This window comes from Bacillus sp. FSL W8-0519 (assembly GCF_038005585.1).
Lineage (GTDB): Bacteria > Bacillota > Bacilli > Bacillales > Bacillaceae_G > Bacillus_A > Bacillus_A paranthracis.
Genome location: NZ_JBBOTL010000001.1, coordinates 2,830,422 through 2,845,450 on the forward strand (window position 1 = coordinate 2,830,422; position 15,029 = coordinate 2,845,450).

Genomic DNA, 15,029 nt, shown 5'->3' on the forward strand with positions numbered 1-15,029 from the left:
TACGTTAGTTACGGAATGAATATTCATTCCTATTATTTTGAAAACACCCTTTCGGAATGAACGTTCATTCCTCTCGTTCTATTAATTTACTTTTTAGCTCTATTAAACTATGGATTTCGGAATGAATATTCATTCCTTTAATTGTACAGATTGATCATCTCCTACTTTTCTTTTTCACACCCTCATCGGAATGAATGTTCATTCCTATCCTTATAACGCTATAGAATCAAATGATTCTAATAGCATTCCAACAGCTTTCTTCCAGTTCTTTTACCAATTCTTCTGTATATTCTAATTGGCCTGTTTCCATTACTTTAATTAATTTTTCAATCGGTTGATATACAATGATAATTAACGCAATTGGTGGTAATGGACGGAGAAAACCTTTTTCGATTCCATCCTCAATCAAGTCCATAAAGAAACCCATAAAATCCTCGAATATTTCATTACTATGTTCATCGAGAAAATAACTATCACAGTGAGAATTCGTAAAAAGAAAAGCATCTGCATTTTGTCTTGCAAATTCAAATAAACGGTTGTATGTATGGCTAAACTGTTCACGAATATTTGCATTGACTGGAAAGTCGGTTTTTATTAACTCTGATAGCTGTAAAACACTTTTCGTAAATAAAGAATTAACAAGTGCTTCTTTATTTTCAAAATAACGATAAATGGTACCAGCACCTACTTTTGCTTTTTCAGCAATCATCGGAATTGTTGTACCATCATAACCTCGTTCTGCAAAAAGTTGTATTGCCGCATCAAAAATGTCTTCTTGTTTATTTTTAGCCATTTTTTCACCTCAATTTCAGGAATGAAAATTCATTCCGTTTTTAATTATAAATTACATCGGTTAAAAGTCAAGTGTGTGACAAGTATCATTGCGTTTTTAATCCCTTGTTTTGTGAAAAAATTTATATCAGCGATTATTAAAATATATCAGCGATTTTCAGGATATATCGGCGCATCTCTAATTATATCAGCGATTTTCAAAATATATCGACTTACCGACAAAAACTGACAACATTTGAAGAAGCTATTCCAAATGAAATTTTAGAATAGCCCGATTTCAAATATGCAGATTAAAAGAAATCATAAATAAACGGCTTGTGCACTGGCACTACATTCTCAAATGCCCGTATTTCCTCTTCGCTTCCGCTAATTAATTCTAATTCATTTAGTTCTAATGGGCGTTTGTATCCAAGCAATATTGTAGATAGTGCATTTATATCTAGCTTGATCCCTTTATCCATCGTTTCTTCTATAATTGTTATTTCATAATTTGCAAGTCTCACTGATACATTATTCCACGGTGCAAATGAATCTGTAATGTGTAGAATGACTTCTTGTTGTACATTGTTCCAGTTTAACTCATACTGTTTTAAGAAATGCTCTACATCTACAATTCTTCCCATAAAATATGGTTTTATTTCTGTTTTCACACGTGGTTCTTGCAATGTATATAACAACTGTTCGTTTTCACTTACTGTCATTTCAAGTTCTTTAATCATAGAATCATGTTGGCAAATAAAGTTCCATAGACCATTTCGAGCTTCATTATGCAGTGGTACGAATTCTTCTACAGTCATTTTAGATTTTTCTATTTTATATAACATGTAACCTGCTGCAGTTTTATTTTCATCGTAGTAAATTGCTAATGTTAAATCCTCATAAACAGCTTGTAACCACCATTTTTCATTGCGAACAAGCATACCAGAAAAACGTTCTGCAAATGTTTCATAAAGCTTCTCGACTTCTTCTGGGTGATTTTCTTTATTGAAACGTTTCACAGTACCATTCACTTGTTTTTTCATAACTAAATCACTCTTTGTCAAATGACATACGAGAAGATTCGCACAAAGTTCCCAGCCGTATTTACGGTAAAATGTAACAGCAAATGGATGTAACATTGATACTGTATATCCGTCTTTTTTCATCGTTTGAAGAGAATGTTGAAGCAATTCTTTCACATATCCGCTTCTTCTGTATTCTGGATACGTCGCTACCCCTGCAACGCCACCCATTTTAAATTTTTCTTTTCCTATGTATATATGAAACGGAATAAGGTGTAGTTTTGCAGCTAAGTCATTACCTTCCATAATACCGTATACTTCATGACTTTCCTTCATTCTTGTAAGTTGCTGCTGCATTCGTTCTTCTTCAACTTTATATTGAAAAGCGTATTCTGATAAGCGTAATGCTTCTCTAAATTTATCTTCTTTTAATCGTATAACGTTCATAAATTTTCCCCCTTCTTTATTTGAATTGTACCATAATTTAAAATATTACAGTGCGGTGAATGAAATTATATAGACTTAACGACACAAATTCAATATAAAAAAGCAGATACATCCTGTATCTGCTTCTCATCCATTTATTTAGTTAACCTTTGAAGTTCTTCGAAGAATGTAGGGTATGATACGCCTACTGCTTCTGCGTCTTCAATTGTTGTTTTTCCTTCTGCTAGACAGCCGGCAATCGCAAGCATCATTCCGATGCGGTGATCACCATAACTATTAACTGTATTTCCTTTTAAAACTGATTTCCCGTAAATAATCATCCCGTCTTCAGTTGCTTCTATGCGAGCACCTAGTTTCGTTAATTCCGCTACGACTGTATCAATACGGTTTGTTTCTTTTACTTTTAATTCGTGTGCATCTTTAATTACTGTAATTCCTTCTGCTTGCGTTGCCGCTAATGCGATTACAGGAATTTCATCAATTAATCTAGGGATAATATCTCCGCCGATTTCGATTCCTTTTAATGAAGATGTTTCAATTGTAATGTTTGCAGCTGGTTCTGATGCTCCTTCGTTAATTGGCTCTACAGTGAACGTAGCACCCATTTTCTCTAAAACATCAATAATACCTGTACGTGTTGGATTCATACCTACGTTTTGTAATACTAGTTTACTATTTGGAATAATTGCACCTGCTACTAAGAAAAAGGCAGCTGATGATACGTCACCTGGTACTTGAACATCCGTCGCTGTTAACTTTTGTCCACCTGCTAGTTTCACTGTCTTTCCTTCGCGAGTTACTTTGACGCCAAATGCTTCAAGCATTCTTTCCGTATGATCGCGAGAAATATGTGGTTCTGTAACAGCTGTTACACCTTCTGCACGAAGTCCTGCAAGTAAAATAGCTGATTTCACTTGTGCGCTTGCTACCGGGGAAGTGTATTCAATTGCTTTTAAATCCCCACCACGTATTGTTAGCGGTGTAAACGTTCCTTCTTCGCGGCCATCAATGTTTGCACCCATTTGTTTTAATGGATTTGTTACACGTTTCATCGGTCTTTTTGCAATAGACGCATCACCTTGTACGCAAGAGAAAAATGGTGTATTTGCCAAAATTCCTGACATTAAACGTATAGTTGTACCAGAATTACCAACATCTAATACAGCTTTCGGTTCTTGTAAACCTTCTAATCCTTTACCAGCTACAGTGACTTCATCACCGTTTTGTACGATGTCTACTCCCATTTCTTTAAAACAAGAAATCGTACTTAAACAGTCTGCACCAGGCAAGAAACCTTTAATTGTTGTTTTTCCTTCTGCAATCGCACCGAACATGACAGCGCGGTGAGAAATCGATTTATCTCCTGGAATTGTAATATTGCCATTTAATCCGTTATTAACAGGTTGTATTGTTCTTTCCTTCACGTTTTCACCTTCTCATTTAAATTGTTTCATACGTTTGGTATTTTTCTTCTCCAAGCGCTAGCTTTGCTTTCATACGATCTTCTTCTCGTTGGAAGCTAATACGTAATACCCCAAGCAATCCTTCACGTGCTTCTAATATTTGCAAGTTCGTAATACTAATTTCTTCGCGCGCTAAAATACTTGTAATGTGAGCCAATGCCCCTACTTTATCTAAAACATCGACGTATAAGTCGTGATAGGCAGGAATCGCCCCTCTCTTTCTTACCGGTAAAGAGTCACGGTATTCTTTCGCATCCGCAAAATAGTTTTGAATCTCGCCTGCATCTCCGCTAGAAACTGTATCATATAAATCTTCCATTTCAGAGATCCACTCTTTTAATAATACCATTAAATGCTCTCGATTTTGCTTAACAATATCACTCCACATTTTCGGACTACTAGATGCGATACGTGTAATGTCTTTGAAACCTCCAGCAGCTAGCTGATGGATAAGTGGATTATCTCCTGCATGTTTCTCCACTTGCTTTACTAATCCAGCGGCAATAAGGTGCGGGAAATGACTAACGATCCCTGTTACATAATCATGTTCTTCTGTATTTAAAACAAGGAAATGTGACCCTGTTCCTTTTAACCAATCTTTTAACTCTTCCACAGGTTCATTTGGCACATGATTCATTGGCGTTAAAATATAAAATGCATTTTCAAATAAATGCGCTTTTGCACTTTCAACTCCCGTTTTATGAGAACCTGCCATCGGATGTCCACCAATGAAAGAAATTTCCTTTGAAAATAAAGCTTCCGCTTCATTCATAATTGTTCCTTTTGTGCTACCAACATCGGTTACAATAACATCTTTTCGTAAACGAAATGACGCTAATTTGTGTAATAACTTCTTCGTTTCTTCAACTGGTGAAGCAAAAACAATTAAATGTGCCTCTTCACATGCATGTTGTAAATCTACTGCTATTTCATCTACTACGTGTAATTCTTTTGCACGCTCTACTTGTTCTTGAAATATATCATAACCTGTTATCGTTACATCGTGCTCTTTCTTAATTGCTAATGCGAGAGAGCCTCCGATTAAACCAGTTCCAATTAATACTACCTTCTTATGCATTTGCCTCATCTCGAGACTTTCTTTTTTTATTTTCAAAGTGTTGTTGTAACACTGAAATCACTCCTTCATTTTGCTCCCTTGTTCCGACTGTAATACGGACGCCATTTGGGAACGGACGAATAATAAATCCTGCGTGTGCACAAGCTTCATAAATCTCTCCAGCATTCTCAACTGGCAAAAAGATGAAATTTGTTTGCGATGGATAAAATGGAATATCATGTTCCTTACAAAAGCTCTCGTATTGTTGTAATCCCTCTGTATTTACACGAACTATTTCCTCAATAAACTCCTCATCACCAAAAGCAATCGTCGCTGCTTTTTGTGCTAATGAAGATACGTTAAATGGCAAACGTACGACATTTAATTTTTCGATTAACTCTTCATGTCCAACCGCATATCCAACGCGGAAAGAAGCTAATCCGTACGCTTTAGAAAACGTTCTAAGTACAAGAATATTTTTATGTTTTTCTAAAAGCGGTAATGTCTCTGGAAAATCTTTTGCTGTTACGTATTCATAGTACGCTTCATCAATGACAATTAACGTATTTTCACTAATGCCTTCAATAAATTGAGTCAATTTTCGGTCATTCACATATGTGCCTGTCGGGTTATTTGGATTACAAATCCATACGATTTTTGTATTGTTATCTACTACTGAAGAAATTTCGTCTAAGTCGTATACACCGTTATTTAACGCAACTTCCTTCACTTCGCAACCTTCTATAATTGCATGATGACGGTACTGCGGGAATGTTGCTCCAGCCGTTACGATGTTATCACCTACTTTTAGTACTGCACGGCTTATTATTTGAATGACTTCATCTAAACCACTACCGCAAAGTACTTGTTCCATTTGCACATGTAACTTATTTGCAATTGTTTGACGGAGCGTTGTAGCACCTCCGTCAGGATATAAAGCATGATCCAACCACGATTTTTGCAACTCATCTAAAACTCGTGGTGAACAGCCGAATGGATTTTCATTCGATGCTAATTTAACAAACGAATGATCTCCGTACACTTCTTTCATTTGTTCAGGTGATTTACCTGGTTTATATGGTTGTAATGATGATAGTTGCTCTTTTACTTGCATGTTAAAACCACCTTTTTATTAAAATTCTTTTGCGTATTTATTATGTTGCGTAATGTTTTGTTGAATTAATTCCATACGATCTTTTCCGAATTGTTCGACTAGTGCATGTGCAAGTTCCCATGCTACAACAGATTCAGCTACTACACCTGCTGCTGGTACTGCACAGCTATCAGATCTTTCAATACTCGCTTGGAATGCTTCTTTCGTATCAATGTCAACGCTTGCTAACGGTTTGTATAATGTAGGTATTGGTTTCATTACACCTCTTACGACAATTGGCATTCCCGTTGTCATACCGCCTTCTAAACCGCCGGCATTATTCGTTTTTCTCGTGTATCCTTGTTCTTCATCCCATAAAATTTCATCATGCACTTTACTTCCTGGCTGTCTTGCCGCTTCAAAACCAACGCCAATTTCAGCACCTTTAAATGCATTAATACTCATAATCGCACCAGCAAGTTTTGCATCTAATTTACGATCGTAATGAACGTAACTACCGACGCCAATTGGCATACCTTCTGCAATAACTTCAACTATACCACCGATTGAATCTCCGCTACTTTTTGCGTTATCAATCGCATCCATCATCTCTTGTTCTACTGTTTTATCTAAACATCGAACTGGTGAATTTTCAGTAATTGTTTGAATTTCTTCAATTGACAAGTTTGAAATATGTTTTGCTTTTACTCCACCAATTTCAAGTACATGCCCTGCTATTTCTACGCCTAATTCTTTTAAAATTTGTTTCGCAACTGCACCAGCAGCTACACGAACTGTCGTTTCTCTTGCAGATGAGCGCTCTAGTACGTTTCTTATATCACGGTGACCGTATTTAATTGCCCCGTTTAAATCCGCATGTCCTGGACGTGGTTTCGTAATTGTACGTTTCATTTCTTTACTTTCTTTTTCCGAAATTGGCTCTGCACCCATTACTTTCGTCCAATGTTTGAAATCATCATTTTTTACGATTAACGTAATGGGTGAGCCAAGTGTCATCCCATGACGAACACCACTTACAATTTCAACTGTATCTGTTTCAATTTGCATACGTCTTCCGCGTCCGTGCCCTTTTTGTCTTCTTAATAATTCTTTATTAATATGTTCCGCCGCCAGCGTTAAACCTGCTGGTACACCTTCTAAAATAACTGTTAACTGCGGTCCATGTGATTCTCCAGCTGTAATGTATCTCATTTCTCTTGCCCCTTTACTATTTTTTTGTACAAAAAAGTCCCTACTGAGCGCTCAGTAGGGACGATGTTCATCGCGGTACCACCCTAGTTGTAGACTTCTTTCGTCTACCTCTCTTCTTCTTTAACGATCATTAGACCGTCTTTCCCATCAAAACTTGACGAAAAAGATGCTCCAAGGCTGTAATTCATGCTTACCTTTGTACTGATTCACACCAACCATCAGCTCTCTTTAACAGTGAGATAAGCACTACTGTTTCCTCTTCAGCGCATATATGATATGGAATTAAGATAATTTATTTTTGAATCCTTTTAACTCTTCCATGAATTTATGGAATTCTGGAATATCCATTTGTTGTGCAGAATCTGATAATGCAACTGCAGGGTCTGGATGTACTTCAGCCATTACTGCATCTGCGCCAATTGCAAGAGCCGCTTTCGCTGTTGGTAATAATAAATCTCTACGTCCAGTTGAATGCGTTACGTCAACAACAACTGGTAAATGTGTTTCTTTCTTTAAAATCGGTACTGCTGAAATGTCTAATGTGTTACGTGTTGCTCTTTCGTATGTGCGGATACCACGCTCACATAGAATAATTTGGTCGTTACCTTGTGCAATGATGTATTCTGCTGCATTAATGAACTCATCAATTGTTGCTGCTAATCCACGTTTTAATAATACTGGCTTGTTAACTTTACCTACAGCTCGTAGTAAATCGAAGTTTTGCATGTTACGTGCACCAACTTGAATTACATCAACGTAGTCTAATGCCATTTCAACATCATTTGGATTTAAAATTTCACTAATGATTGCTAAGTCGAATTCATCTGCTACTTGGCGTAAAATTTGTAATCCTTCTACTCCTAAACCTTGGAAATCGTATGGCGATGTTCTCGGTTTGAAAGCACCACCGCGCATTAATTTTAAGCCTTGGTCTTTCATCGCTTGCCCTACTTGGCGAACTTGTTCTAAGCTTTCTACCGCACAAGGTCCCATGATGAACGTTTGTGTGCCGTTACCAATCAATTCACCTTTTACATCAACGATTGTGTTTTCTTGTTTCTTTTTACGTGATACTAGTAATGCTTTACGGTTATCATCTTCTTGTAATTCTAAGCTAGCTTTGAAGATTGTTTTGAAAATATGTTGAACCGTTGACGTTTCGAATGGTCCTTCGTTATTCTCAGCGATCATATCAAGTACTTCACGCTCACGTACTGGATCAAAACGTTTCGTACCTTGTACTTGCTTTTGCTCCCCAATTTTTTGAACGATTTCACCACGTTTGTTTAAAAGGTGTAATAGTTGTAAGTTAATTTCATCTACCTGTTTACGTAATTGATCTAATTCATGATTTGCCATTTGGAAATCCTCCTCTAATGTTTTAAAAGTATAGTAAGAGAATGAAAAATTCTCTATTTTCTGAACTGGTCAATTATACAAATTTAAAGTGGAATCGATACCTCTTCTTATTTTAAACTAATCATTCGTACAAAGACACTCTCTACTAGTTAAAAACCCACTTTTTTTGTACAAAAAATCCCTACTGATGCAATCAGTAGGGACGATATTTATCGCGGTACCACCCTAGTTGTAGACTTCTTTCGTCTACCTCTCTTCATTGTTAACGATCATCTGACCGTCTTTCCCTTCATAAAGATATATACTATCTTTACTACGAAAAAGATGCTCTAGGACTGTAATTCGCTCTTGTTTTTGTACTGGTTCACACCGACCACCAGCTCTCTGTTACAGGGAAACAACAACTACTGCTTTTCCTTTCAACGCATACATATTTAATTTTCAAGTTGGGCCACTAAAATACAAAAAGTCCCTACTGAATAAATCAGTAGGGACGATATTTATCGCGGTACCACCCTAGTTGTAGACTAAATTTCTGTCTACCTCTCTTCACTGTTAACGATCAATTGACCGCTTTTTCTTCATAAAGACAATACTATCTTTACTACGAAAAAGATGCTCCAAGACTGTAATTCATGATTATCTCTGTACTGGTTCACACCAACCACCAGCTCTCTGTTACAGTAAGACTAACCACTACTGTGATCTCTTCATTGCACTTTGTTTATTCAAATGTTTTTTGAAATTGAATAAGTATGATTCGTATTATAGAACGCTTTTCAAAACACTGTCAACAACTTTTTATATATTTTTTTAAATTACATTTTTGCCCTACATTTCTTCTTGTAAATTCTCCAGAACAATTCCGATGCGAATTATCTCATTATCTATTGCATTTATTACACATTTTTCTACTCTATATCCAATTAATAATTCTTTTATTTGAATGATTTCCGTTTCAAGTAAATTAGCTTCCTGAAGCGTTTGCAGTAAAGTGAAAAATACGTTTGCATACAACTCTTTATACATTTTTATACTCTCTGTCTTCTCAAGTATTTCATGAAATAACTGTTTTAACTCCGTTTGATTCCCTTTTCCACCCACGTCCAAAAATGTTTTACAAATGATAGATAATCCTCTTTCTACTATTTCATCCATAAATAAAATAATACGTAAAAGCATTACATATTCTCTAGCTGTGATTCCCCCCATTTTCGGTCGCTCTCGCAAAAATATACTGAGCCAAGCTGCCCAAAATTTTTGTTGTTCTTTTGCACTTAACGTTTTGACATAATAGCATAAGAACTGCATAAATTTAATTTTATTTTCTTCATTTTCTCGTATAAGTAAAGGGTATAACCAGTCTGTTTTTTGTTCCCAATACAGTACACATTTAATAAATACAAAACTGAGCCATTTTAAGAAAGCTTCCCTCGTATGCGGATGTAATACTTTCAAATGTTCTACCGCATACTTAATAAATCGCTTCATTTCTGTAAATAAAGGTAAATTGATTTGTGTGTAACATAGGCCAGCCCATGCATATTTCGTAATCTCATTTTCCTTCTTTAACTCTAAGTACGGTAACAAATATTTTCGGCACCATTGCTTCTCAATATGATAAAGAAATGTAATATCTGCTACTAAACGAGCTATCATAAAATTTGTTCGTTCTGTACTAATTCTTACTTGTTCTTCAAACAAAAATAAATATTCATACACATTACGATCGTATAAATGATCATATGATAACAGTTTTAATAATACTGCTGTCATTTTCCCAACAGGATGCTGAATCGATTCATTGTAAAAATCTTGTTTTGCCAGCTTAAAATCCGTGTCACTTTTCATGACTTGAGGGAATACCGAAAAAGCAAACCGCTTTACATTGCGTATACTATTTTCCTCTAACTCTTCTAATCGATTACTAATTTCATATAGAAAGCTACTAATTAACCAATGAAAAGCTGTATTTCTAACGAATTTCTGTAATAGAGGAATAACTTTTTGTATTTGTTCATTTGTCAGTCCTCGGTTATTTCGCCACTCCCTAATACAAACAAACCATACTTCATTACTTATTTCGTGCATTCCAACTAATTGATATGCAAATGAAATACTCCATTCTGTATTCAATTTACATGCTTTCGATAACATCTCTAAAAAATGACGTTGTTCAAAAACACCATCTTGAGAAAATTGCTGAACTTGCTTCATAATTTCATCGTCTTTTAGTTGCAATAATCCATCAGCTGTCACATTACAAGTAATACTTTGTTCTGCCGCCTCTTTCTTTTGTACACTGTATCGCTCAGAATGAAAATGAGGATGTTTTTGCTTCATTAACTCGTAACCTTTTGCCGTAGATGGACTATTCGAATCACAAGTGAATAATAAATCCAACACGAAACAAACATCAAATGCTCTTTCCTCCGCAAGGTCCTTTAATACAATTTGAATGACTTCTTCCTTTGTTTTTTCTAAAGAGAGTGCGTAATGATTTTTTATAAGTTGAAAAACTTCGTGTTTATACGTGACGTCTAAAAGAATTCCTTCCTGTAACAACCATTTCATTTTCTCATCGGCGCTAACAAATACATTTTTATTCATCGCATCAATTGCAATTCGATTTTGAAGTACGCTGTTTGCTTCTATCATTTCTGTAATATAATAATTTGCTTTTTTCTCATCGTTTTCACATAGATAGGTTAAACATTCTTTTACAATTTGAATTAAAAACGCTAGATCATTTTGCTGAAACTCTTTTTCCACATTTTCCTTATCCCTTTTTTTCAGTGCCGCTTGCCTTAGTGATAACATCCGCATCTTCTCTATTCCCATCATCATAATTGGAACGGCATAATAGGAAATATGCGGTTTCATCTTTTTATTCCAAATTTGCTCCACAAAAGAAAATGTAGACACGGGTAAACGACTCGATTCCTCAAGTTCTATTGATTCCCCGGTATCATTTCCCCACTTTCTTTCACGCTTCAACTTAAGTTTGCCGTCCAAAATAAACGTTAGTAACAATAAAGCGATTTCTTTATGCTCAGGAAAATAACATTTTTGCAGTAAGTAAGAAATTGTTTCGATCGATTTACTATCTTTTTCAGCTGTTTCTAATAAAAGCAGTGTCCACCTTGCAAACAACAACGGGTCCATTTTCATTTTCGTTTCGTTTAAGTAGCTACAAATTGTTCTCCATAATAACGGAGATAGTTTAGAATGATTTTTAAAAATTAATTGAAATAATTCTTTTTGATGACTAAAAAGAAATTGTTCCACTAACCATTTTGCAAGTAATTCATCTACCTCATTATAGTTTGATGTAATTAAAAATAAATTTTGTAATTTCCCTTCCGCTTCAAGCCATTCCACCCATTCATAATCGTGAGCAAATTCAACGAAGTAGCGGACTGTTTCAATTTTTTTTATAGATTGTTTTATGTATGATAATTGTTCCTGCTCTACTGACGGCGGTACTGTTACTATGTCACGAATTCGCATTCGTTTTGTAATATAATTATCCCCCATTAACTCCGCCCATCGTTTTACTGCTTTAACGAGAGATTGATGATTATTACCTTTATTCGGATATACAATCGGCCGTATTCCTAAATGCTCCCAGTGGTACGTATTTTCCCCTTGTGCGACAAATGCATAACGTCTTGTACTTGGTGGTAAACCAGTTGCTAAATATTTCATTACTGGGTCATTATGGCTATATCCAACGAATAAAACGGTATAATTCGAGAATAAATCAACTAAAAACCTTCTTGCCCATCCTTCTGTCAAGTAAGCCCTTCCAAAATCACCATCTGTTAAAATTAACGCTTCTTTTTCTTGTTCTATATTGCCATGTATGTAAGCAAGTCCTTTAAACGCTCTACCTGTAGGTAACGCAGGTGCGTAATATACGTTTAATTCTCTATTCATTTCTTTTATCGCAGTTGTAAAATGTCGATCAAAATTTGTTGTTACAATGCGGACTTCTGTATCTAAAGGAAACAACCTCGGAATCGCATAATGAAGCGGATTCGGCTTTGACTTTTCAATATGAACTAAATCTCTTGCAACTTGGTGTACATCTTTTGTTTTCGCAATTTTACCAAGATAATAATCATGCGGTTCTGTAATTTCACGTTTTTCGACATATAACGTTTTTGCAATTTCATCAACTAAATCATCAAAATTCGGTAAGTTTGATTTCCCTTTCATAGAAACTCCCGCTCCAACAAATAGCACTAACTTTCCTTTTTCAAGATGATCAATTAACTCGTCTGGAATTTCTACTTCTGAAGTAATCCACACCGAGGATTCCCCCTTACCTAAAAATGTCATATACTCTCATTTTACTATAACATTTTCCCTTTGTTTTTTTAATATTTAGACAAATAATTGACATGAAAAAGTTTTATGTAAATATATCCGTTACAATGTATGAACTCCTATATTTATTGCAAAACTATGGATAAAACGGAGGTGTAAATTTTGAATGATTTCACAGTAGTGCTTATCAAGTTTATATCGTGCATTATCGCATTTAGTATCGGACTCGCTTTATTTTTCCCAGCAACGTTCGTCCAAATTATTTCGTTCAGTCTCTTTGTTACAATCGTATCTTATATGTTCGTTGATAAAATCATATTAAATCGAATCGGTAATACCGGTGCTATTATGTCGGATTTCTTACTAACGTATTTAAGCGTATGGATTTTCGGTAATATTTTATTAGACAACTACATGCAAATTGCATGGGGAAGCATCCTTTCCGCAATTGTCTTCACATTATCAGAAGTAATCGTTCATCGCTTCTCTAACTCTCATACAAAGCACCACAACGATAATATTCGTATTAATCGTCGCTTCGCATATGGTACGGAGTTTGCGGAAGAACAGAATATATTGGATAAAGATAAGAAGAAGTAATATTTTGATACAGGAGCGCCCTTTTTAATTATGTGGTGCTCCTTTTTTGTGTTTTCATTATGGTACGTGAAATTATATGAACGATTTTTCAAATATATCAACGATTATTGCAATATATCGACGTTTCGACAAAGGATATCGACTTACCGACATTATTTGACACGATTTCCTCTAATAAAAAACTGCCTCTTATTTAGAGACAGTTTCTTTCAAATCTTTTAACGTAACAACATTAGCAAACGCTCCAAACACTACGTTATGATGCTTCACAATGTCTTCAGCACGTAACACCTCTGTATCAAACGTACTATGTGCATCGCTCACTAACGTTACTTTATACCCTTCACTAAACGCTCTTCGCGTTGTCGTATCCACACAGTACTCCGTTTGCATTCCTGAAATGATAACATGATCGATTCCCTTGTCTTGCAATACTTCTTTTAGGTTCGTCTTGTGGAATGAATCTGGAGTCGTTTTTTCAACCACACACTCCCCTTCTAGTGGAGCAATTGCCGCATGGATTTTCCACCCGTCTGTACCTTTTTCTAACGGATGGTCTTTCGGTCCATTATGTTGCACATAAATTACCGGAATATCATTTGAACGGCATTTCTCAATAAGCTCTTGTAATGTCTCTAAAAACTTTTCCCCATTATGTACTGGCATTCCCGCTGTATACATACCTGCTTGTACATCGATTACTATTAATGCTTTTTTCATATCGCGCAGCTCCCTTTTATTTATATTCCATCATCCAACAATCTTCTAATACCCCTTCATGCAGTTCATGTTCCTTTAAAATCTTCACCTTTTTAAATCCACATTTTTCATAACACTTTATTGCACGTTCATTATTTACTTTCGGGTCCATTGCGATTGCTTCTGCTCCTATTCCGCTCAAAATGTATGTAATTGCGGCCTTAACAAATTTTGTTCCAATTCCTTTTCCCCAATAAGTTGGTTCTCCAATAAATTGATCCATCCCCCATACATTTTGTGATGCTTCATAGCTATATAAAGTTTTCCACTCCGAATCAACTGGATACATTTGAATATAACCGATCGGCACACCATCAAACTCTATTAAGCATCTTTTTTCATGACTATTTGGATTATGTATAAAATGCTCCAGTACCATTTCTACTGATTGCGGGTTATCTCGTCCTTCGTAATATTGAAGTACTTCTTGGTCTGTTAACCATTTTGAAATGATTGGTGCATCCTCTTCTACTACGTACCTAACCGATACATTATCTTTTTGAAATAACATATAGTACCTCTTTTTAATTCTTTATATTTTTTCTTGTAGTGAAATCTTTCATTGCACCTATTAGTGCGTATGGTAACAATGTAATGGCAAAAAATGCTGTAAACACATTAAAATGAGGAATTTCATATGGAGTGAACCATTCTGTGAAAAATTGAGAATTTAATACTCTATTAAAAAATTCTCCGCCAGGTCTAAAGTTTGGTGCCCATGCAGTTACTTCACAAATAATAAACAACAATTGTAAAATTATAAATACCCCAAGATAGCGAAACCATGTTCGTTTCCAAATTGGTTGCGCCTTATTTAAATTCGCTTCCATTTCGCCCCACCTTTTTTATTTACATCATATTAATTATACAATTTCTACGTTTCATTTGTTAAAATTTTCTATATAATCATTCAC

12 protein-coding genes and 3 other annotated features are annotated in these 15,029 nt (G+C 35.4%); of the genes, 1 reads left to right on the forward strand and 11 read right to left on the reverse strand.

Annotated features, from left to right (window positions below):
• Positions 1-226 precede the first annotated feature (226 nt).
• The 8 genes from NST14_RS14925 to NST14_RS14960 form a co-directional block, all read right to left on the reverse strand.
• Positions 227-793: a TetR family transcriptional regulator gene (locus NST14_RS14925; RefSeq protein ID WP_001107293.1), complete on the reverse strand. Its 567-nt coding sequence runs from the start codon at positions 791-793 to the stop codon at positions 227-229.
• A gap of 289 nt (positions 794-1,082) precedes the next feature.
• Complete coding sequence (locus NST14_RS14930; protein WP_001100974.1) at positions 1,083-2,240, reverse strand: GNAT family N-acetyltransferase; 1,158 nt, start codon at positions 2,238-2,240, stop codon at positions 1,083-1,085.
• Positions 2,241-2,374: 134 nt separating this feature from the next.
• Entirely contained in the window at positions 2,375-3,664 is a 1,290-nt protein-coding gene (aroA, locus tag NST14_RS14935) for a 3-phosphoshikimate 1-carboxyvinyltransferase (protein ID WP_000664604.1), read from the reverse strand.
• A 16-nt stretch (positions 3,665-3,680) separates the two neighbouring features.
• Entirely contained in the window at positions 3,681-4,781 is a 1,101-nt protein-coding gene (tyrA, locus tag NST14_RS14940; protein ID WP_000549200.1) for a prephenate dehydrogenase, read from the reverse strand.
• The gene (gene hisC, locus NST14_RS14945; protein ID WP_001197358.1) at positions 4,774-5,874 is read right to left on the reverse strand and encodes a histidinol-phosphate transaminase; all 1,101 of its coding nucleotides are present in this window, start codon (positions 5,872-5,874) and stop codon (positions 4,774-4,776) included. The genes tyrA and hisC overlap by 8 nt, the downstream gene beginning before the upstream one ends.
• Positions 5,875-5,892: 18 nt before the next feature.
• Positions 5,893-7,065: a chorismate synthase gene (gene aroC / locus NST14_RS14950; RefSeq protein WP_001269408.1), complete on the reverse strand. Its 1,173-nt coding sequence runs from the start codon at positions 7,063-7,065 to the stop codon at positions 5,893-5,895.
• Positions 7,066-7,118: 53 nt separating this feature from the next.
• Positions 7,119-7,338: a binding site (T-box leader), on the reverse strand.
• Between the two features lie 9 nt (positions 7,339-7,347).
• Positions 7,348-8,424: a bifunctional 3-deoxy-7-phosphoheptulonate synthase/chorismate mutase gene (locus tag NST14_RS14955; protein ID WP_001273581.1), complete on the reverse strand. Its 1,077-nt coding sequence runs from the start codon at positions 8,422-8,424 to the stop codon at positions 7,348-7,350.
• Between the two features lie 195 nt (positions 8,425-8,619).
• Positions 8,620-8,856: a binding site (T-box leader), on the reverse strand.
• Positions 8,857-8,910: 54 nt separating this feature from the next.
• Positions 8,911-9,147, reverse strand: a binding site (T-box leader).
• Positions 9,148-9,255: 108 nt separating this feature from the next.
• Positions 9,256-12,768 (reverse strand): DUF4020 domain-containing protein, encoded by a 3,513-nt coding sequence (locus NST14_RS14960; RefSeq protein ID WP_001997690.1) that lies wholly within the window; start codon positions 12,766-12,768, stop codon positions 9,256-9,258.
• Between the two features lie 150 nt (positions 12,769-12,918).
• Between NST14_RS14960 and NST14_RS14965 the strand changes: the two genes are divergently transcribed.
• A complete protein-coding gene (locus tag NST14_RS14965; RefSeq protein ID WP_000997701.1) occupies positions 12,919-13,356 on the forward strand; it encodes a YndM family protein in 438 nt (145 codons plus the stop codon).
• A gap of 189 nt (positions 13,357-13,545) precedes the next feature.
• On the opposite strand, the gene NST14_RS14970 is transcribed toward NST14_RS14965, so the two are convergent.
• From NST14_RS14970 to NST14_RS14980, 3 genes are read right to left on the reverse strand one after another with little or no spacing between them, the layout of a single operon-like run.
• Positions 13,546-14,076 (reverse strand): cysteine hydrolase family protein, encoded by a 531-nt coding sequence (locus tag NST14_RS14970; RefSeq protein ID WP_000709526.1) that lies wholly within the window; start codon positions 14,074-14,076, stop codon positions 13,546-13,548.
• Positions 14,077-14,092: 16 nt separating this feature from the next.
• Positions 14,093-14,626, reverse strand: coding sequence for a GNAT family N-acetyltransferase (locus tag NST14_RS14975; RefSeq protein ID WP_341118910.1), 534 nt, complete (start codon positions 14,624-14,626; stop codon positions 14,093-14,095).
• Positions 14,627-14,639: 13 nt separating this feature from the next.
• On the reverse strand, positions 14,640-14,945 hold the full coding sequence (locus NST14_RS14980) for a YfzA family protein (protein WP_000387948.1): 306 nt from the start codon (positions 14,943-14,945) through the stop codon (positions 14,640-14,642).
• Positions 14,946-15,029: the final 84 nt, after the last annotated feature.